At 29.9% G+C, this 20,382-nt stretch carries 19 protein-coding genes and 3 tRNA genes; 9 read left to right on the plus strand and 13 right to left on the minus strand.

The features are described from left to right. Nucleotides 1–162: 162 nt before the first annotated feature. The gene (gene cobK, locus OTK55_RS00930) at nucleotides 163–933 is read left to right on the plus strand and encodes a precorrin-6A reductase (RefSeq protein WP_274870025.1); all 771 of its coding nucleotides are present in this window, start codon (nucleotides 163–165) and stop codon (nucleotides 931–933) included. A 183-nt stretch (nucleotides 934–1,116) separates the two neighbouring features. Here cobK and OTK55_RS00935 read toward each other — a convergent pair whose 3' ends face one another. Further along, nucleotides 1,117–2,343, minus strand: coding sequence for a proteasome-activating nucleotidase (locus OTK55_RS00935; RefSeq protein WP_274870026.1), 1,227 nt, complete (start codon nucleotides 2,341–2,343; stop codon nucleotides 1,117–1,119). A gap of 316 nt (nucleotides 2,344–2,659) precedes the next feature. Between OTK55_RS00935 and OTK55_RS00940 the strand changes: the two genes are divergently transcribed. Further along, on the plus strand, nucleotides 2,660–3,157 hold the full coding sequence (locus tag OTK55_RS00940) for a multiprotein bridging factor aMBF1 (RefSeq protein WP_274870027.1): 498 nt from the start codon (nucleotides 2,660–2,662) through the stop codon (nucleotides 3,155–3,157). A 45-nt stretch (nucleotides 3,158–3,202) separates the two neighbouring features. On the opposite strand, the gene OTK55_RS00945 is transcribed toward OTK55_RS00940, so the two are convergent. The 11 genes from OTK55_RS00945 to nikR all read right to left on the minus strand — a co-directional run bounded on the left by OTK55_RS00945 (nucleotide 3,203) and on the right by nikR (nucleotide 14,521). Next, complete coding sequence (locus tag OTK55_RS00945; protein WP_274870029.1) at nucleotides 3,203–3,574, minus strand: DUF356 domain-containing protein; 372 nt, start codon at nucleotides 3,572–3,574, stop codon at nucleotides 3,203–3,205. A gap of 84 nt (nucleotides 3,575–3,658) precedes the next feature. Further along, the gene (locus tag OTK55_RS00950) at nucleotides 3,659–4,873 is read right to left on the minus strand and encodes a hypothetical protein (RefSeq protein WP_274871727.1); all 1,215 of its coding nucleotides are present in this window, start codon (nucleotides 4,871–4,873) and stop codon (nucleotides 3,659–3,661) included. A gap of 62 nt (nucleotides 4,874–4,935) precedes the next feature. Further along, nucleotides 4,936–5,451, minus strand: a complete 516-nt coding sequence (locus OTK55_RS00955; RefSeq protein ID WP_274870030.1) for a hypothetical protein — start codon at nucleotides 5,449–5,451, stop codon at nucleotides 4,936–4,938. Between the two features lie 232 nt (nucleotides 5,452–5,683). Next, nucleotides 5,684–7,225 carry a Mur ligase family protein gene (locus tag OTK55_RS00960; protein WP_274870031.1) on the minus strand — a complete coding sequence of 514 codons (1,542 nt, stop codon included), beginning with the start codon at nucleotides 7,223–7,225 and terminating at the stop codon, nucleotides 5,684–5,686. Further along, nucleotides 7,212–8,648: a Mur ligase family protein gene (locus OTK55_RS00965; protein WP_274870033.1), complete on the minus strand. Its 1,437-nt coding sequence runs from the start codon at nucleotides 8,646–8,648 to the stop codon at nucleotides 7,212–7,214. The genes OTK55_RS00960 and OTK55_RS00965 overlap by 14 nt, the downstream gene beginning before the upstream one ends. A 170-nt stretch (nucleotides 8,649–8,818) precedes the next feature. Then, entirely contained in the window at nucleotides 8,819–10,285 is a 1,467-nt protein-coding gene (locus OTK55_RS00970) for a Mur ligase family protein (protein WP_274870035.1), read from the minus strand. A gap of 20 nt (nucleotides 10,286–10,305) precedes the next feature. Further along, a complete protein-coding gene (locus OTK55_RS00975) occupies nucleotides 10,306–11,388 on the minus strand; it encodes a glycosyltransferase family 4 protein (protein ID WP_274870036.1) in 1,083 nt (360 codons plus the stop codon). Between the two features lie 135 nt (nucleotides 11,389–11,523). Next, the gene (locus OTK55_RS00980) at nucleotides 11,524–12,678 is read right to left on the minus strand and encodes an ATP-grasp domain-containing protein (protein WP_274870038.1); all 1,155 of its coding nucleotides are present in this window, start codon (nucleotides 12,676–12,678) and stop codon (nucleotides 11,524–11,526) included. Nucleotides 12,679–12,691: 13 nt separating this feature from the next. Continuing rightward, a complete protein-coding gene (gene hycI, locus OTK55_RS00985) occupies nucleotides 12,692–13,195 on the minus strand; it encodes a hydrogenase maturation peptidase HycI (RefSeq protein WP_326520462.1) in 504 nt (167 codons plus the stop codon). Then, complete coding sequence (locus tag OTK55_RS00990) at nucleotides 13,161–13,922, minus strand: 50S ribosomal protein L11 methyltransferase (protein ID WP_274870040.1); 762 nt, start codon at nucleotides 13,920–13,922, stop codon at nucleotides 13,161–13,163. The genes hycI and OTK55_RS00990 overlap by 35 nt, the downstream gene beginning before the upstream one ends. Before the next feature lie 173 nt (nucleotides 13,923–14,095). Further along, complete coding sequence (nikR, locus tag OTK55_RS00995; protein ID WP_274870042.1) at nucleotides 14,096–14,521, minus strand: nickel-responsive transcriptional regulator NikR; 426 nt, start codon at nucleotides 14,519–14,521, stop codon at nucleotides 14,096–14,098. A gap of 246 nt (nucleotides 14,522–14,767) precedes the next feature. Between nikR and OTK55_RS01000 the strand changes: the two genes are divergently transcribed. The 7 genes from OTK55_RS01000 to OTK55_RS01030 all read left to right on the plus strand — a co-directional run bounded on the left by OTK55_RS01000 (nucleotide 14,768) and on the right by OTK55_RS01030 (nucleotide 18,818). Beyond that, nucleotides 14,768–15,166 carry a CBS domain-containing protein gene (locus tag OTK55_RS01000; protein ID WP_274870044.1) on the plus strand — a complete coding sequence of 133 codons (399 nt, stop codon included), beginning with the start codon at nucleotides 14,768–14,770 and terminating at the stop codon, nucleotides 15,164–15,166. A 144-nt stretch (nucleotides 15,167–15,310) separates the two neighbouring features. Then, nucleotides 15,311–15,384, plus strand: a tRNA-Gly gene (locus OTK55_RS01005). A 9-nt stretch (nucleotides 15,385–15,393) separates the two neighbouring features. Next, nucleotides 15,394–15,467: transfer RNA gene (locus OTK55_RS01010), tRNA-Gly, on the plus strand. A 59-nt stretch (nucleotides 15,468–15,526) separates the two neighbouring features. Further along, nucleotides 15,527–15,600: transfer RNA gene (locus OTK55_RS01015), tRNA-Gly, on the plus strand. Between the two features lie 109 nt (nucleotides 15,601–15,709). Continuing rightward, on the plus strand, nucleotides 15,710–16,486 hold the full coding sequence (locus tag OTK55_RS01020; RefSeq protein WP_274870045.1) for a potassium channel family protein: 777 nt from the start codon (nucleotides 15,710–15,712) through the stop codon (nucleotides 16,484–16,486). Nucleotides 16,487–16,516: 30 nt separating this feature from the next. Beyond that, nucleotides 16,517–17,638 carry a VWA domain-containing protein gene (locus OTK55_RS01025; protein ID WP_274870046.1) on the plus strand — a complete coding sequence of 374 codons (1,122 nt, stop codon included), beginning with the start codon at nucleotides 16,517–16,519 and terminating at the stop codon, nucleotides 17,636–17,638. Between the two features lie 58 nt (nucleotides 17,639–17,696). Continuing rightward, nucleotides 17,697–18,818: a VWA domain-containing protein gene (locus OTK55_RS01030; RefSeq protein ID WP_274870047.1), complete on the plus strand. Its 1,122-nt coding sequence runs from the start codon at nucleotides 17,697–17,699 to the stop codon at nucleotides 18,816–18,818. A gap of 46 nt (nucleotides 18,819–18,864) precedes the next feature. On the opposite strand, the gene cobQ is transcribed toward OTK55_RS01030, so the two are convergent. Next, complete coding sequence (gene cobQ, locus OTK55_RS01035) at nucleotides 18,865–20,376, minus strand: cobyric acid synthase CobQ (protein WP_274870049.1); 1,512 nt, start codon at nucleotides 20,374–20,376, stop codon at nucleotides 18,865–18,867. Between the last annotated feature and the right edge of the window lie 6 nt (nucleotides 20,377–20,382).

The following is a 20,382-nucleotide window of genomic DNA, read 5'->3' on the forward strand; positions in this document are numbered from 1 at the left end:
CACATCCTCTTTTTTTATATAAAATTTATTTTAATTTTGTGAAGCATAAATTAACATAACAAGTATTAGTTATTATTTAAAAAAATAATCATAACAAAAATGATTTTAAAAAATACAATAATTAATGAAATAATTAATTTAAATATATTGGAGGCATGCTAAATGAGATATATTGTAATGTCTGGTACATCTGATTCAAGTAAAGTTATAAATTTTCTAAGTGAAGATGAAAATAATTATATCCTCGCCACAACAGTTACTGATTATGGATCAAAAATAGCAAAATCTGCAGGAGCAACTGAAGTTATATCAAAAGCATTACGAAAAGAAGATTTTATTAACGTAATAAAAGAAAAAAATATAGACACACTCATTGATGCTACTCACCCTTTTGCAGCAGTAGCAACTGAAACCGCTATTGAAAGTGCTGAAGAAACAGGAATAAACTATATTAGATATGAAAGAGCATCAACAATTCTACCAGAGTCTGATTTAATAAAAAAAGTTTCAACATTCCCTGAAGGAGCTTTAAAAGCAAAAGAATTATTAGGTGATAATGAAAAACTTATGCATCTAGCAGGAGTTATGACCTTACCAGAAATAGTCAAAGAAGTAGACCCAAAACAAATAATTGTAAGAGTACTTCCAAACACGTTCAGTATTTCAAAAACCCAGAAAACAGGTATTCCTGCAAGTAATATAGTTGCTATGCAAGGAACATTTTCCAAAGAATTTAACATGAGTTTAATGAAAGAATTCAATGTTAAAGCTGTAATTACTAAAGAAAGTGGTGAAAGTGGTGGTTCTGAGGAAAAAATTAATGCTGCAATAGAATTAGGACTTCCTGTAATACTAGTTACAAGACCTGTAGTTGAACAAATAAAGAACCATACAGTGGTTAGATCAATTGATGAATTAAAAGAAGTTATTTAACTATTTTAATTTAATTATTCTTTTTTTAAAAATTAGTAATTTTCTTTCATTATTTTAAGGGTGGTTAAATAAAGTTAGCCTCAGATCGCCCATCATTCATCATCATATCAGAGCTCATAGGGTTCATCATAGGCTATTTTTTTAAGTTAAAAAGAAAAGATTAAAGAGTATTATATAACATGATTAGTTATACATTACTCCTGCTTCTTTAGATAACTCATTTCTGTTTTTATTTTTGTTCATCACTTTATCTAATGCATCTTCAAAGTTTTTAGATGATACACTGTGATGATTTTCTCTTATTGCGAACATACCTGCTTCTGTACATATTGATTTAAGGTCTGCTCCTGATGCCGTTTTTGCTTCAGTTGCAATTTTATTAAGATCAACATCAGAATCTAAGGACATGTTTTTGGTGTGTATTTTAAGAATTTCAAGTTTTCCTTCTTCATCAGGAACTGGAACTTCTATAATACGATCAAATCTTCCAGGTCTTACTAATGCTGGGTCTAATATATCAGGCCTATTAGTTGCTGCAATTATACCAACATTTCCACGGGATTCAAATCCATCCATTTCTGCTAGTAATTGCATGAGTGTTCTTTGAACTTCACGATCTCCACTTGTAGATCCTTGTAATCTTTTAGCTGCTATAGCATCAATTTCATCTATAAATATTATGGCTGGTGCTTTTTCTTTAGCTAATTCAAATACTCCTCTTACTAGACGTGATCCTTCTCCTATGTATTTTTTTACAAATTCAGATGCTACAATTTTTATGAAAGTTGCATTTGTTTCATGTGCGACTGCTTTTGCTAGGAGAGTTTTTCCTGTACCTGGTGGACCATAGAATAATACACCTTTAGGTGGTGTAATACCAACTTCTTTGAATATTTCTGGATTTTTTAATGGTAGTTCTACTGTTTCAACAGTTTCACGTATTTGTTTTTTTAATCCACCAATGTCATCATAGCTTATATTTGGTTTTTCATCTATTTCCATTCCAGATACTAATGGATCTTTTTCGGAAGTTATAATATCAACTATGCTGAATGTTTGTTGATTTAGTGCTACTCGTGATCCAATTTCTACTTTATCACTGTCTTTATCAGAGTATCTTAGTAAAAATGATGGTCCTGTGCTACTTTTTACTACTACTTGGTTGTTATCTAGTATTTCAGAGACAGTTGCTAGTACTAATGGTGGTGTTCTGAAACGATTTATTTCATTTTTTAATGATTTAACTTCACGGTCTAATCTGAGATTCTCGTTTTCTAGTAATACTTTGTCTTTTTCTAATTTTCTTACTTCCCATGTTAGATTACGTTCGATTGCCTCATGTTTATCTAATATGTTTGTTATTTCACGGTCTTCTTCTTCAACTGTGTTTAAAGGTGATGATTCTTCCATAATTATACCTCCTATTAGGTATCATTAATTTTATTATTTTTTTTCTACATTGATTTTGTTTTATTTTATTTTTCTTTAATCAATATAATTATATATTTATGTTTTTAAATCTTTTTTCTACTACTACAGTATATTTTTTTAAACTTTCTTATTATTATACTATTGGATTTATGGATAAATAATATTCTAATAATATTACAGTAAAATCAAAAAAGTAATAATAAAAGGGTTATACTAGTTTAAATACTAGAAAAAACTATAACTATTATAATTAAGAAAAAAATATTTATATAAAAATTAGATTCAAGTGAATAAAATGAATTGTGAAATATGTGGAACAGAAATTAAAGGACAACCTTATAAAACAAAAATAGACAATTCCGTAATGATTACATGTAAAGAATGTTCAAAATATGGTAAAGTTCAACACCAACCACAAAAACAGAGAAATAATAGAAACAAAAAACATAATAATAATCATTATAGAAGTCGACGCCCACAGAAATCCTATAATAAAAGATCAGAAGATGAATTTGAGTTAGTAGATAATTATCAAAAAATAATTAGACAAGCAAGAGAGAAAAAAAATCTTACACAGAAAAAACTCGGAGAAAAAATATATGAACGAGAATCTGTTATTGCTCATATTGAAACAGGAAAAATGGTTCCTACACCTCAACTAGCTCGTAAAATAGAAAAAATACTTAATATTAAAATTATAGAAAAAATAGAATCTGATGAAAGAGAATATCAGGATGTTAGACGCTTCCATGAAGCTACCATTGGAGATATTGCTCGTATAAAAAGAAATTAAAATGAATAAGAGGATTACCTCTTACATTTTATATAATTATACTTTTTATTTATCTTGTTTTTTAGACTTATTTTTAGCAGAATAATATCCATCAAATACTTTTGCATTATAATACTCATTATTTAATGTTTTGTATTCGGGATACTCTTCACTAATAACAATTACATGAACCGGTGGATGTATTTTTCTTAAGTTCATTATACTTACTGTTGTATCCTCTTCTACTTTAACAAGAACTGCTACTTTAATGTCATTGCGAGGTTCTTGTTTAATTACTCTTTTAGTGACATCGTGAATTTTATCTAAAGAAATACTCTTTGGTTTTCCAACTATTGTTAAATTTGCATGTCTTTCTAAATCTGCTAAGCCATTTAATGCTTTTTTTCTATTCATTGCTCTTATTAATATTAATGCCATTATAATCTCCTAGAAAAAATTTTATACCCTAATAAAAACTGAAAAAAATTATTTTAATATCCAAAAAAGAAAATGGTAGAAGACTTATCGTCTTCTGAAGAATGATTTGATTAATGTACTACGGAATAAAGCTAATAATATTAATAAAATACCAATTAAGCTTTCAATATTACCTAACACGTCAAATACATTTGAATCTATAGGTAAGTTCCATACAGGAGCACTTCTACCATTTGGTGCAGGAGTATAATATACACCTACAGCTTTAATGTTCTCCCTTACATTTATATCAGAGGAATCAACATATTCCACTCCAACAATACTACCACTATCAATTGCTTTGTTAATTGATTGAGCTATTTTAACTGGATCATATCCATTTTTTTCAACAGAAGCATCTACAACACTAGTTGTTGCTTCAGATATTCCTTTTTCATCTGATCCATATGTTGATACTGATGGATTATCATCGGATACTGTTATTGTATTTCCTAATGCTTGGTAAGCATATACTGTTGTTAGTGGACTTCCATCTACTGGAGATACTTGATAGTTATCTGCTTCAGGATAACCTACACTCCATCCAGAACTACTAACTTTACTGTATGGTTTTTCCATTTCATAACCTGTATCATTTAATTGATCAGGAGTAAACATGTCTCCGGTTGTAACACCTGATACGAGGTTAATTGCACCTCCACCATGGTCTTCTCCAGAATCTCTAGCAACTTCACCAAATGCTTCGGATACAATTTTTGTTGCAGGATAACCATCACGAATCATTTTACCTATATTCATAGCAGTTTGTAATCTTACTGTTTCTGCTGTTCCTGATTTAGGGTTTCCTTCAGAGTTACGAAGGTGTATTATTGCGCCTTTTGTACCTGCTGGTACTGTTGCAACTCCTCCACTAGCTGCTTGAACTTTAATAGTACTATTGTTATCTACCGTAACAACATATACATCAAAGTCTCCACCTACAGCAATACCTTCAGTAGGATTTACAGCCATTAAACGAATACCCTGATAATTTTGTGCGACACTTACCACTTGAGCAGGTGTTCCATTTTTTTGTAGCTGAGTTAATGCATTGATAATTGCAGCTACACGAACATCAGATGTACCTTCTCCTCCTGATAGCAATGCCATTTTATGTTCTTGTGAAAAGATAAAAGTTGACTGGAACATGTTAGCAGCAAATGATTGACTTCCTGCAGCACATCCATTAGGATCTTTACCTGTTGGGTCGGTTATTACTGCAACGTTCATTGTTGCTGAGGCAGTTGTCGAAAATACCATTACAATGATTAGGAATAAGGCTAATTTTGATAATGTAGATCTATTTACCATAGTATCACCCATCATCCTGTCTCAGAAGTTCCTTGATAATCTAAGGAACTGCCTGTTCCATTTGTACCGTTTGTTCCATTTGTACCATTTGTACTATTTGTTGTTCCATTGGTTTGTAATATTGAAAAGTCTTCTACTACTGTAACAACAACATTTCCTGTAGTTGAATCAACTTGAACATCTACCGAACTTATAGGAGCTATTGAAGTACCTGGTATTGTCGATTTTTTAACCATTTGCTCTGCATTGTTAATAGCATCACTAAGAAGTAATTGTCTTTGTGACGTAATCAAAGTACTTCCATTAATATAACTTCCATCTCTAAATCCTGCAGCTTCTACATTGGATTTGATAGTTGATGTAGGTATTATATCATTTCCTTTGACCATTATACCTGCAATTGGAACTCCATCATCAGTAGAATTAGATGATGCGAATGCTACATAACTCATTGCACGTCCAGACAAAATTAATATAAATGCCAAGATTAAAATGATTAAAGTATCTCTCCTAACTTTTATAAACAAAATTTCACCTCTAATTTTCGAGAATTCTATATATCTATGATATTTAACTAGAAAGCTCGAAAGTACAATCATAATAAAATATATACATTATATAATAATAAAGTAAATTTTTATATTGAATTAATCTATTATATATTTTTGATTTTATACTATTTAATAATAACAACAATTAAAAAAGTGTTTTTAAATGGGTGGTGATAGTTAAAAATAATAATAAAGGAAAATTTATTGTTTATTCCCTTATCAATTCATTTTTATATTTGAATGCTGCTTCTCCTGTACATACCACTAGATTAACATCAATTTCTAATGCTTTATTAAAGCCTGCTAATACTTGTTCTATTGTTGCTCCAAGAGTACCTTCTTTATCTCCCTTAGGCATAGTATCAGGTAAAACTATTTTATCCGTGTATAATCCTTTTTGTAATGCTTTTTTAGCACATATGTATGAGTTATGTGATGCTGGTACAATATAATCAGCATATTCCGCTGCACATTTTAGTATTTCTTTATCTCCAGCCATTCCTGATTCTGAGGATGTTGTTATAACATTTACTAGAGTACTATATGAATTTTTTAATTCTTTTAATACTGTTGTTATACCTGCAGGGTTATGTGCATAATCTACCATGATTTGCTTACCATCAATAGTACCTATTTTTTCCATACGTCCTTTAACACCTTTAAACGAGTATACTGCTTCGGCTATTACATTATAGGATATGTTAAGTATTTCATGTGCTACAATTATAGAACCTACTGCATTATAGATGTTATGTATTCCGTTGATACTTAGTTTAAATACGTGTTCTTCGTTGTTTGGAGTGATTAATGTGAATTTATTATGTTGGTCGTTTATGTTTGTTGCTATGTAATCTGGTTTTTTGTATTCTATTCCACAATCACACTTATATGTTCCTACTCCAGCTATAAATTCCTCTACCTTAATTTCCTTTCCACAGAAACATTTTTTTGTAGATGTACGTACTGGTTCAGTATCTACTCCAAATGATATTATATTTCCATGATAATTTAATTCTTTTAATAATCCTTGTATTGTAGGGTCATCATTATTGATTATTAATGTTTTTTGGTCTAAAAGTTCTACAAGTTCACCTTTTACTCTTGCATAATCTATGAAATTAGAATTTTCAGACAGATGGTCTGGTGTTATGTTAGTTATTACTCCAACATCTGGTTTACATTCTTTTGCTAAATTATATAAACTTCCTTTATATCCAAAGGTTCCTGTTTCAAGGATATTAACATCACCCTTTAATCTTGCTTGTAGGGAAGGTATATCCGCAGTATTTCCCTGTAATCCCTCCAGGTTATGTTCACAAGGTTTTAAATTAGCAGAATATGCTATATGTTTTAATAAGGTTGTTGTGGTTGTTTTACCATTTGTTCCGGTTATACAAATTACAGGATGTACTGGCTCAAACATGTCACGTATATCTTGAACTGTTAGTATTGGAATATTATATTTTTTTACTTTCTGATATAGCATTGATTTTGATTCGATTAATGCTGTTGGTAAAATCATGTAATCAGATTCTGTGAAGAATGATTCTGGTATTTTTCCATAGTATATTTTCATGTCAGGATAATCTTTTAATGAACTTTTAAAACGACAGTCTTCTTCATTAACCATGTCATTTGCTTGAACTTTGTATCCATGATCCATTAATATTCTAGCTATAATATTACCATTTATTCCACATACACCAACTACACTAAAAAGTGAATCTTTATCAATATCAGTTATTTCCATAACGTTTACTTCCTTCTTTTAATCCTTTTAACATTCTTGTTTTTACTTGCTCATATGAATTTGATGCACCGGGACCTAGGTGAACTATTATATCTCCTGGTTTAGCATATTTCATTGCTAACTCTGCTGCTTCATCTATAGTGCATACTGCTAGTTTTATCACATCATCATTTTCTATTGCACTGAGTAGTTCTATTGCTCCATTCATATTGAGAGTATCAGTTATTTCAACATAACCTGTTGCTATTACCATGTTAGCGTAATCACCTATTACTCTGCCGCTTTCTGATTTGTCTCGTATTGTTGTTGAATCTACAGAATTATATAATATTATAAGATATTCATCTTTTATGGCTTCTAATGCTTGTCTTACACTTTGATCACCATAAGATGCATCATAATATGCATCAACACCGTTGAATTTACCAAGGTACTCCATACGTCCACCTACTCCAGTAAATTCATTAATTCCCTTTTTAACATCATCTATTGATAATCCATAAGTCATACTTGCTGCTATTGCTGCTGTAAGATTTTCATAATTATAATATGCTATTGTATCAATATCAATAGTGGTTTCTAGTTCTTCACCATTCTTATTTATTTTAATATGATATTTATCGTCATCATAGAATCCATCATAAATTGGAACATATTTATCTGTATGAGATGGTTCATCATTTTCAAAGTTAAAATAGATTGTATCTTCACGTTTATATGTTAATAAGTCACCACATTGAGAGTTAGCTACTAACAATTGACTTGCTGGTACAATACATGCTTTACGATCAACATATTTCTGCATTGAACCTCCGAATTCGCATAAGTGTTCTGGTCGTAGATTAGTTAAAACTCCAATTTTTAGATCAAGTTCACCCATAATACCTAATGTCCCATGAGGTAATTCTAGTATAGCAATATCTGCTCCCTTATATTCCCCTCTAACAATATCATCAACTATAGCCTCACTAACTAGGTTCCATTTCATAGATGAACACTGATATACTTTATATCCTGCAGCTTTAAAGATATGTGTTAACATGTCTGTTGTAGTTGTTTTACCAAATGACCCTGTAATACCAATTTTATCCATGTCAAGAATATCATTAACAATATCACTAATTATCTTTCTAGTAACTATAATTTTGGATTGATTATCAACTTCTTTACGGATAGGTGCTGATTCAGGTATTGTCGGTGCTAAAAATACAGCTTCATAATCTGATATATCTTGTTCTTTATCACCTAGGTTAAGTGTAACTCCTTCTTTATCTAATATGTCAAGCATTTCCTTTCTTCTATTAGTAAACTCATCGTATGTTTTTGAATCACTGATTGTTACATCAACCCCTATATGATTCAGTAATCTAGCTACTGGTCTTCCAGCATTACCTGCTCCTATTACTAAGCATGACTTAAACATTGATATTGCAACTCCTGTAATTTAATAATAAATAATTTTTTTTTAAAAACGTGATATACATAATAATTTCATAAATTTAGTTTAATACATGAAATAAATTATCATTAATTAAAATATGTATCTTTATAAGATAAATAATTTTAATCTAAAAAAAGTAAAAAATAGAAAAATTATTCAATTATATTGTTTTTTCTTAATAAATCGCTAGCAGGGTCCATTCCCTGTGCACCTAACAATAATATAACATCATCATCTGATGCTTGGTTAATTGTATTTATTAATGCTTCTTCTAGGGATTCTATAAGTGTATATTGAATATTATCTTTATCTAAGGTATCTAAGAAAATTTTTAGTTCAGAATCAAGAACTGTATTTAAATGATTCACTACATCAACACTACATGTTAGTACAAGAGTATAATTATCTCTATCTCCAAGTACTTCCGATAATGCCTCTGCTATTTCACGGTTAATATCCTCCCCTCTGGAACCTCTAATTGCATCAACAACAAATAAATTGTTACCGAGTTTAGCTCCATTTTCAATCGTTAATTTAATTCCTGAAGGATTATGAGCAAAGTCATCGATTATTACTGGTGAATCTTTTAATCTAATAAAACGTCTTGCTAAAGGTTTATAATTTCTTAAGGATCCTATAACGTCTTCCCTTTTAATATCTTCTAATGAGGTTACAACTGCTAATGCAGCCATAATATCCTGTATAAAGTGTGCTGATGTGAATGGTAACTCTTTTTCTTCTACATATAACTCGTCTTTACAGTATATCCCAACACCTTCCTTATATGAGATATCAAGTAAATTATCAGGGTTATAATTTCCGAAAAATAATACTTTACTATTAGTATCCTCTACTATCTTACTCATTTTACGAATATTCTTATCCTCATAGTTAAGAACTAGTAATCCTTTATTCATATCTCTAATAGTTCTTGCTGCACCGGATATTTCATACAATAAATTTTCAAATGAACCTGCTAAATTAATATGATCCATTGATGCATTTGTTATTATTACTGCCCATGGCTGTAATGCACTCATCATCTGATAACAATGGTCTTCCATTATTCTATCATCCCATCCTTGAACTTCTGATACTTCTAAGGCAATTGCCTCAACTTCACCTTTAGTCTCATAAAATTCAGCTAATTCTGATGCCACACGTGGATCAATAAGTGTATTACCCTCTGATTCTGCATCAGTATTAGTATATGTGTTATAACCTAAATCTGAAAAAATAGTATAAAGAAGATGAGTGGTTGTTGATTTACCATTTGTTCCAGTAATTGCTATTTTTAGAGCATCACCTGCAAATTCCTTAACACTTTCATTTAATGCTAGTGCTGTTGCATATTCTATATGACTAGTTACAATTAATGTAAAATCTAATTTTTCAGCTACTTCTATAGCATTATCATGAGGATTCTGTGTTATTAAACAAGAAACTCCCTTATTTTTTGCAATTTCAATACCTTTATCATTAATTTTATGTCTGATAACTATATCATTCAAACTTGCTTTATTTAAAAAAGTAAATTTACCAGATAAAATAATATCTGGACCATATAATACTCCATCAATTTTATCTGCTAATTCTGATGCTTTAATACTATAATTCATACATTATTCCCCGAATCAATCTAAATTATACCAAATATGAATAATGCTACAATTGAAGCTACTACTGTAAGACCCCAATATAGTAATACTATCTTTTGTTCAGACATTCCGTGATAATTTAATGTGTGATGTAATGGTTCAACTGGTAATGTAATAACATGTGCCCTATGTAATAAACTTATTATAACAGATACAATAGGTACAGCTAATGCAATAATGGAAAATATTAAAGAATTTCCAAGTAAAGCAGCCACCATATATCCTGTTCCTAGAGCATATGAACCTGTATCGCCCATGAATATTTTTGCAGGATAATGATTTAATACTAAGAAACCAACAGAAGCACCTGCAATAACAATAAATGGTAATGAAGCAACTGAGCCTGTAGCAATATTAGCATACAGTGCGGAAGCTACAGATGCTATAGCAATAATACCTGCTGCTAAACCATCCATTCCATCAATTAAATTAATTGAATTTATAGAACCAATTATTGCACATATTGCTAATGGAATCATTAAATAACCAATTTCAAACCCACTAATATTAGTTGGTAATACTCCTGGTAAAATAATAAAACAAGCAACTACAAACTGAGTTAGAATTTTTTCTTTTTCAGTTGTTTCACTCTTAATAGGTATTTCATCTATTACTGTGAGTTTATGTTCTTGTTCTACTATTTTATTATAATCTTTTTTAGCTTTAGGTGATGCTATTCTAGCTTCTTCACCTGGTTCTAATGTTAATAATCCTATGTGAACTGGTTCAGTTCCATCATTACGGACAACTTTCTGATATTCTTTTACCTTGAAACCAAGTAAATCATCAAACATTCCGAATAAACCTGCAACTACCATCATGAACACAGTTATAAGCAAATAACTGGAAGAATGCCAATCAAATAAAAATAATGCCATTAAAAGTACACCTAAGATGATTCCAAAACCACCCATTGTAGGTGTTCCACTTTTCTGTCTGTGTTCAGATATAATTGGATTATCTCTTATGTCTGCTACTAATAATTCCCTTCTAACAACTGACGTGAAAATTGCAGTTGCAATGATTGTTATTAGAAAAATTAGTATATCTACTTGTCCAATCACATTTTAACCCCCTAAAGTTAAAAATTGAATTTTAATAATTAATATTTATTTTCATTAACATTAAAATAAGTAACTATTAAAAAAAGTAAAAATAAAAGATATTAAAAAAAATAAAAAAAGTAAATTAAATAATATTCAATCAAAATGAATATTATTCTGATTAGCGTAATTATTTACAAGTTCATAAGTCAAATCGTTCAGATTACCTCTGTTTTCTGCTCGAATTGTAACTCTTTGGTAATGTTTTGGACCATGAACAATATAAGAATTATCACCATCAAATTTTTTTGTAGCGGGTATTTTTTTATCAGCAGGAAAATCTCCGACAGGTAATTCTGCAGAACAATAGTTTTTCATGGAATTTTTAACATTTTTAGCAGACCAGTTGCCTTTTGCCATGTCAATTAGTTGACATAATGGATAAATATTAGTGGTAGCTGCTGTCATATATCTTGTTCCACTAGGTCTTGTATTTAATTCTATGATATAATCATTGTTAGAAGTGTTATCATGTAATATGTCAATGTCCATTGTTCCTTCTACACCGACTAAATCTGCTATTTTCTGAGCTAATACCTGTAATTCTTTGTTATGTTCTGCATTATCTATATCTTGAATATTTAAAGGAGCTTGTTTAATTTTCTTTAGAGGATGTGTACCTTTTAATGTTGTATCTCCTTTATATACTGGACATAAAGCTACTGATTCATTATTCCAACGTAGCACTTCTATTGAAACTTCAAATCCTTCTATGAATTCTTCGGTGAAAATATTATTTTTTGATGATACAAATTCTTCAATATCCTCTCTATTAAGAGCTATTTTTACACCGGTTCCACCTTGTCCTTCTGGTGTTTTTAATACTATAGGTAATTCCTCTTCAATACTGCTAATATTATAAGGTTCGTTTAGATGCTTAAATTTTGGTGTTTTTATATTATTTTCCTGTAATAATTGTTTAGTGGAATATTTATCAGCAGCTAATGTTGCAGTATATTGAGAAGCGGCTATTACTGGAATATCATTTTCTTTTTCTAGGACATCTTTCATTTTACCTACTTCTGGTAGTGGAGGGTCAATCCCTATTAATGGAATTACTGCATCTACATCCTCTTTTATTGCTACTTCCATTGGTTTATCCATTCCTCTTGGTACAATATATTTTTTATCTGCTAAATCAAGGTTGTCTGCATGTTCATTAGACTCTGTAACAATAGATGTTATACCCTCTTGTTTTAGATACCATGAAACGTCATCAAATAATCTTGACCCTATAAATAATATTTTCATTAAAAAAAACTCCTTAAACAATTTCTACTAATAAATCTGTAAGCTCTTCAATACTTTCTTTTACTTCATCTGAAATCACGTTAACTAAAGTCATGTCTTTTGGTTGTATTCCAATAGTGAAAAAAGTACTTCCCACTGTTTCTTCGATAAAATTTATTATAAAGGATATGGGCATAGTGTGAGTTGATAAATTAAATGTATCAATTTGCTCCTTCTCTATTTTAATTATTGATCCCGGTGTTGTATCAAATTCTACAGCATCTATAATTATTATATGTGATGGTTTTAGTTTTCTTATTTCTATCGTATGATTTTCAGGAGCTGTTCCTGCATTTAAGAGATAAATATTGTCTGTATTTTTATCAGTTACTTTTGTTAGTTTATCATACAATATATCTAATGTTAATGGTCCTAATCCATCATCACCTCTTAATGTATTACCTATACCTAGTATTAATAAGTTATCATAATCTTTTAGAAAATTACTTAAGTCTTCTGATGTTTGCTTGGATATTATTTAATCCACCCCCCATTACATAATTAATATTAATAATAATTTTTTCACCAGCTGTTACATCTATTTCATCTACTGGTATTAGTAGTGGTGGATTTAACATTGGTGTTGGTTCTAGTATTATATCATCAGTTATTATTGTATATGTTGTTAATTTAATTGCATTAATTTTACCACTATTAGTTGTGGTTATCTTAATATTCTTTTCTACATTTTCATTTATTAATTCTGAGAAATTAACTCGCTGATATTTTAATTCATCAGATAATGATTCGTATTTTGGAAGATTATCTTCATAATAGGTTATATGATTAATATTTGTTGATATTAACTGTACTGTTGTATATACTGCTTTAGGTATGAATATTGTTGAATCAGTGATATATTTATGAGCATTATTAATTACAGGTACTTGTTCTTCATCAATTAATGCAGTATCTAACATTTCACAAATTATTACATCAGGTTTCTCTGTAAATACATACTGTGTTGCATCCGTTTCTATTAATTTAATGTTTTTATTTTCTGAGAAATTTTCTTTTGTATGTTTTAATATGAATGGATTTTGTTCTATTGCAAATACTTTTATAGCATTATTTGATGCAAATTGCGCTAATATACCTGATCCCGTTCCTAAATCATAAACTACTCCATGTGATAATCTATTGATAGCTTTTTTAAATGATTCTACTCTCTTATTATCATTAATTAAATCATCATAATATGTCATTATATAATAATTTGTTATTCATCATAATAAGATTATATTAAGTACTCTGTGTTAGAAAAAAAGCTAAGATAATGTTTTAATTAAAAAAATAGTATCAGTATACTTGGATATTGAGATATAATTGAGAACTAAAATGATTGTGGGTATATTGTGTGGGTATAAAAATAATTATTTTAATTCTCGTCGCTAACTTTTTCTAATTCACCAGATCCTGCACTGGTTAATTTTACGTGTTCAACTCCTTTTAATCTCATAAGTTTTTCAGTTAAATCACGTATATATATTACGTCACCTTTTACTATAATAACTTCTAAGCAATATTTATCATTCATATGTATATGTAAACTTGCACTAATTTGCTGACGGTATTCATGTTGAATATCTGTCATAGCTTCCATTACTCCAACGTAATGATGATCATAGATTACGGTGATTACTCCTACACGTTCACCCTCCATTTGATTCATCCATTGGTATCGAAGTATATAATCTTTTAATGCATCACGTATACCTTTAGAACGGGATTGATATCCTCTATCTCTTAGAACTTCATCAAATTCACTAAGAAGTTTATTTGGTAACGACATACTTATTCGCATAATTATCTCTCCAAAGTATTCCATTGAATAATACGAATTCTAACATTATTGTTTGATTATATAAATATTAACAAAGTAAACCTTTTTTTAATAATAAAGAAAAAAATATTAAGTTTACGAAGTCAATATTATATATAATAATATAAGTATTATTCTCTTTTAATAATTTATGATAATAATATATCATTGAATTCTTAAATAGTTTAATTACTTTAAATATAATTTGAATTAGAGGTTTGGTAATTTATGCTAGTAAGAGAAATAATGAATAATAATATTTACTCAATAGATTCCACAGAATCAGTAAGAGAAGCATTAAGAGTAATGTACTCATTAGGGATACAAAGATTATTTATATTTGATAAAAAGGAAAATCCTATAGGAATTATATCATATAAAGATATTTTATTATTATTAGGTTCCGATGAAACCATGATTGATGTTGATACTGTTAAAATATATGATATAATGACTGAAAATGTCAATACAATTGATGCTGGTGCAACTATTTCTGATGCAGCTAATTTAATGTTACGTGCAGATATATCTGGATTACTAGTAACAGAAAATAGTGAAAATGTAGGTGTTATTACTAAAACAGATATTTGTAGAATAGTAGCAATATCAGACGTCACCCCCAAATAACTATATAATCAAAGGCTCTGTAGAAAAATAAGAGATATTTCTACAAAGCCTACTTGGATAAACATGAAAAACAAAACATTTATATATAACATAAGATAAAAATTTGTAATAGTTGTTAGTGATTATCACTAATAATATTAAGTTGCAGCGATAGTCCAGGCTGGCTAAGACTCTACCCTGCCACGGTAGTGACCCGGGTTCAAATCCCGGTCGTTGCACTTTAAGATGCGGTTGTAGTCTAGTCTGGCTAGGACTTGGGCCTTCCAAGCCTACGACCCGGGTTCAAATCCCGGCAGCCGCACTACCTTTTTAACAAAACTAATTTTAAAATATTAAATTATAAAAAAATTATTATTATATGCGGTTGTAGTCTAGTCTGGCTAGGACTTGGGCCTTCCAAGCCTACGACCCGGGTTCAAATCCCGGCAGCCGCACTACAATTAATTCTAATTTATCAAAAATCTAATTCTGAAAAACTTTAATATTATTAAAAAATTATACTATTAACTATAGTTTTAATTAAATAATATGAGCTGATTTACATTGAATGGTATAATACTTGGCGCAGGTCGAATTGGTTATAATTTAGCAAAATCAATGGTAGATACTCATGATATTATTCTAATTGATAAAGACAAAGATACTTGTAACCGGGTTAATGATTTACTAGAATGTTATGTTATACATGGAACCGGTACTAATACAAGAATACTTGAAGAAGCCGATATAAACAAAGCAGATTTTTTTGTAGCTACTACTAGTAATGATGAAGTAAATCTTCTATCATCAGTATATGCTAAAGAAAATGGAGTCGAGATAATTGTTGCACGATTAAATGATATTGATCATACTGAAATTTTTCGAAAATTAGGTATTAGATTTGTTAACCCTGAAACAAGTGCAATGAGATATATAGCTAGAAATATTGTAAGACCTACTGCTCAATCATTAGTATCTATTGGAAAAGGAAATGCAGAAATAATGGAGTTAAAAGTAAAAAATTCAGACATCATTTTTATGCCAATTAAGGAGATTGAAAATAATACTAACAAATTCATTATAGTAACAATATACATAAACGATGAAGCTATAATTCCTACTCCTGATACAGAGCTAGGTTATGATGATAGTATAGCAGTATTAGTAAAATCAGAGTATTTAGAAGAAGTTCGTCAATATTTCACAGTGGATAATGCTAATATGAATGATATTGAAGATATTGATGATATATCTAACATTGATGAAATTGAAGACATAGATGATGTCGATGACATAGATGATATGGATGATATGGAAATTAATGAATATAATAATTTTTAACAGGAAAAATAATTCAAGGGGCAATTAATTATGTCTGTATCTAAAATTATTACATTATCTAATTTTTTAAGAAAAGAGGGTATGCTAGTTAGTATACGTAGTACTATAACTGCTAGTAGAATATGGGAAGAATATCATGAACTAGCAGATTATGATGAATTAAAACTAGCTATTAAATGTATTTATGTGAAAAATAAGGAAGATTCATATAAATTTGATAATATTTATGACCAATTATTTAAGAAAGTACGTCCAGAAAAAAAGAAGAACAATGAATCACAGCATATTAAAAATAATGAAATTAGTTCTTCAGAAATGCCCTCCTCCAATAATCAATTAGTTCCAGAACAAGAATCTGTAGAAAATAAGGCGCTGATTAAGGATAGAAAGAAGCAGAAAGTTGTAAATGACAAGCTTACTAATGATAGTATTGCTAGTCTTGATGAATATGATAAACGTGTCTTTGATATATGTCAAAGATTAAGTAAAAAAATAGCTAATCAAAGATCTAAACGTAAAAAAAGACATACTTCTCATAATATTAACATGCCTGCTACTATCAGATATAATTTAAAAAATGGTGGACATCTAGTTACTTTAATTCATCAAAAGCCACCTATGAGAAAAACTAAACAGATTTTTTTAAGTGATATCAGTGGTTCTTGTGAATGGATAAGTACATGGTTTTTTGCTATTTTATATGGTTGTTATAAATCATTTGATAAAATTACAGTATATGATTTTGATAATAAAATTGTTGATGTTACTCCTACTCTTGGCTCTGAGTTTAAGAATGCTCATGAGATTAACTTTGCACATCAAAAGTTAGGTGTTCGTCCCTTTGGTCAGTCAGATATGACAAATTCTTTTAAGGAATTTCTAGACCAGGCCGAGTTAAATAAGCATACTGATGTTATTTTATTAACTGATTGCCGCGACTGGAATGGTAAACGGGAAAATGGTGTTTTAGAAAGTGCAGAGGTTTTACACCAGATTGTTATTAAATCTAGGAAGGTAATTATTTTAAATCCTGAGAAGAAGATTAGGTGGAATACTCCTACTAGTTGTGTCAGTGAATATGAAAAGGCTGGTGCTGTTGTTTATGAGGCTGGTACTTTAAATCAATTTGCTGATGTTATTAGTCAACTATAAATAAGAAAAAACAAGTATTATATTAATACATATAAATGTATTCATATAGGAGATTTTAATGGTCAATGAAAAAATTTTAACTTTATCATACTTTTTACGAGAAAGTGGTATGAATGTCAGTATACGTAGTACTATCCTAGCATCAGATATATGGAATCAATTTTACGGTCAATTTGATTCTGATGAATTGAAGTATGCTCTTAAATGTGTGTATGTTAAAAGTAAAGATGATCTTGCTAGATATGAACGTGCATATAATTACGTTTTTGTATATAATAAGAAAATCGAGAGCAATAATCATGACCAAGATCATATAGACATAAAATCTAAGAAAAACCATGATGATTCTAGTAGTGAGAAGAATAAAAAACCTGTTAAAGATACTACACGGGAAACTATTATTCGTAGAAGATTGAAAATGAAAGAGAATGTTGATGAGTCTATACTTGATGATGAATTTATTTCTCTTGACAATATTGATTACAGAGTATTTGATGTATGTCATGATTTTAGTAAGAAGGTGGCTAATCGTAGGTCTATAAGAAAGAAACGACATAAGACTAAAGGAGTTCATATTCCTCATACTATTCGTAAAAATCTTAAGAATGGTGGTCATCTTATAAACTTAGTTCACCAGCATCCTCCAATGCATAAATCCAGACATGTATTTCTATGTGACATTAGTGGTTCCTGTGAATGGGCAGCCACATGGTTTTTTTCATTATTAACTGGTTGTTATAGGACTTTTGATAAGATGTCCTTATATGATTTTGATAATAGGATTATTGATGTTACACATGCTCTTAAGTCAGATTATAAGAATTCCTATCAGGTGAATGTAGGTCTTCAATCTCTGGGTTTAAGACCAAGAGGTCATTCTGATATGACTAAGGCTTTTAATGAGTTTCTTAAGGATGCTAATTTAAATAAGCATACTGATGTTATTTTATTAACTGACTGCCGTGACTGGACTGGTAAACGTAAGAATGGTGTTTTAGAGAGTGCTACTGTACTGCATAGAATTGTTATTAAATCTAGAAAGGTAATTATTTTAAATCCTGAGAAGAAGATTAGATGGAATACTCCTACTAGCTGTGTTAAAGATTATCAGGAAGCTGGAGCTACTGTTTATCAGACTAGTACTTTAAGAGAATTTTCTGATGTTATTGAAAAAATATAAAAAATAGTGTTGGGGTTTATTATATGATTTATTTGATTATTTTTTTTTAAATTCCTAATAAATTGTATATGAATGACATGTCAACATTATTTGCGAATAAGTCACCTAGTTGATTGTAGTTTACTCTTTTTGATTCCTTAAATTCATCCTTTGATGTGATACCTAATGGCTCTAATCCTTTATTTATTCTTAGCTGGTCTGTGAAGTTTCGTCTAAATTCAAAGTTATGGAATATACCATGGAAGTAAGTTCCGCATATATTGTTTTTTATAGCTCCATCAAATTGACCTGTTTTATCATTACCGTTTCCTTTTTCTACTTTTATGAATGGTTTTGCATCGTTTAGTATTGTTATTCCTTCGTGTAGTTCATATCCGTTTACTACTGTTCCTTTTTTGAATCCTAGTGAACTATCGTTTATTATTGTTCCTCTACTTTGTTCTACTACTTTATTTATTTGTCCGAATTCTGTTTTTATATCTAGTAATCCCAATCCATCAACTGACCCATATTTTGATTCTGAGCAGTTTTTATCTATGATTTTCTTGGATAGCATTTGATATCCACCACATATTCCGAAGACTGGTATTTCTTTTGATACTTCTTCTATGTAGTCGAATGCTCCTGATTTTTTTAGTTCTACTATGTCATTTACTGTGTTTCTTGTTCCTGGTATGATTAGAGCATCTAAGTTGTCGAATTTATCGTAGATATCTACTAGTTTTATTCCTATATCTTGTTCGTAGTCCAGTGGGTCTATGTCTGTGAAGTTGGATATTCTTGGAAGTCTTAGTGTTCCTATGTTTATTTTCTCATTTTCACTGAAGTGGTGTGTTGATAGTGATGCTGAGTCTTCTTCTGGTAGATTTAGTGTTTCATCATATGGTATTATCCCTATTATTGGTATATTGGTCAGTTCTTCTACTTTTTTTATTCCGGAGTCTAGTACTTCTGCGTTTCCTCTGAATTTATTGATAATTACTGCTTTGATTCTTTTTCTGTCTTCCTCAGGTATTAAGAAGTATGTTCCTACAATTGATGCAAATACTCCTCCCTGATCTATGTCTGCTACTAGTATTACGTCTGCATCTGTCATTCTTGCTATGAGCATGTTTGCCAGGTCTTTATCATACATATTTATTTCTGCTGGTGAACCTGCTCCTTCTATTATGGTTATATCATAGTCCTCTTTTAGGTATTCTAATGATTCTTTTATTGCTTTGATTGCTGGTTGTCTGAAATTGTTTTGGTATTCATCAAATTGCATGTTTCCTGCGGGTTTTCCTTGGACTATTACTTGTGATGTGAAGTCTTCTTTTGGTTTTAGAAGTATTGGGTTCATATTACAGTTTGGTTCTATATCTGCTGCTTCTGCTTGCATTACCTGTGCTATGGACATTTCGTCATTATCTATTGTAGTATAAGAGTTTAAAGACATATTTTGTGATTTGAAAGGTGTTACTCTGTAACCTTTTCGTGATAGTAGATTACATAACGCGGCCACAGTTAGGGTTTTACCTGCATTTGATGATGTTCCTTGAAACATTAGGTATTTCATTCTTCT

This window comes from Candidatus Methanosphaera massiliense (assembly GCF_028890305.1).
In the GTDB taxonomy this organism is placed as follows: Archaea; Methanobacteriota; Methanobacteria; order Methanobacteriales; family Methanobacteriaceae; genus Methanosphaera; species Methanosphaera massiliense.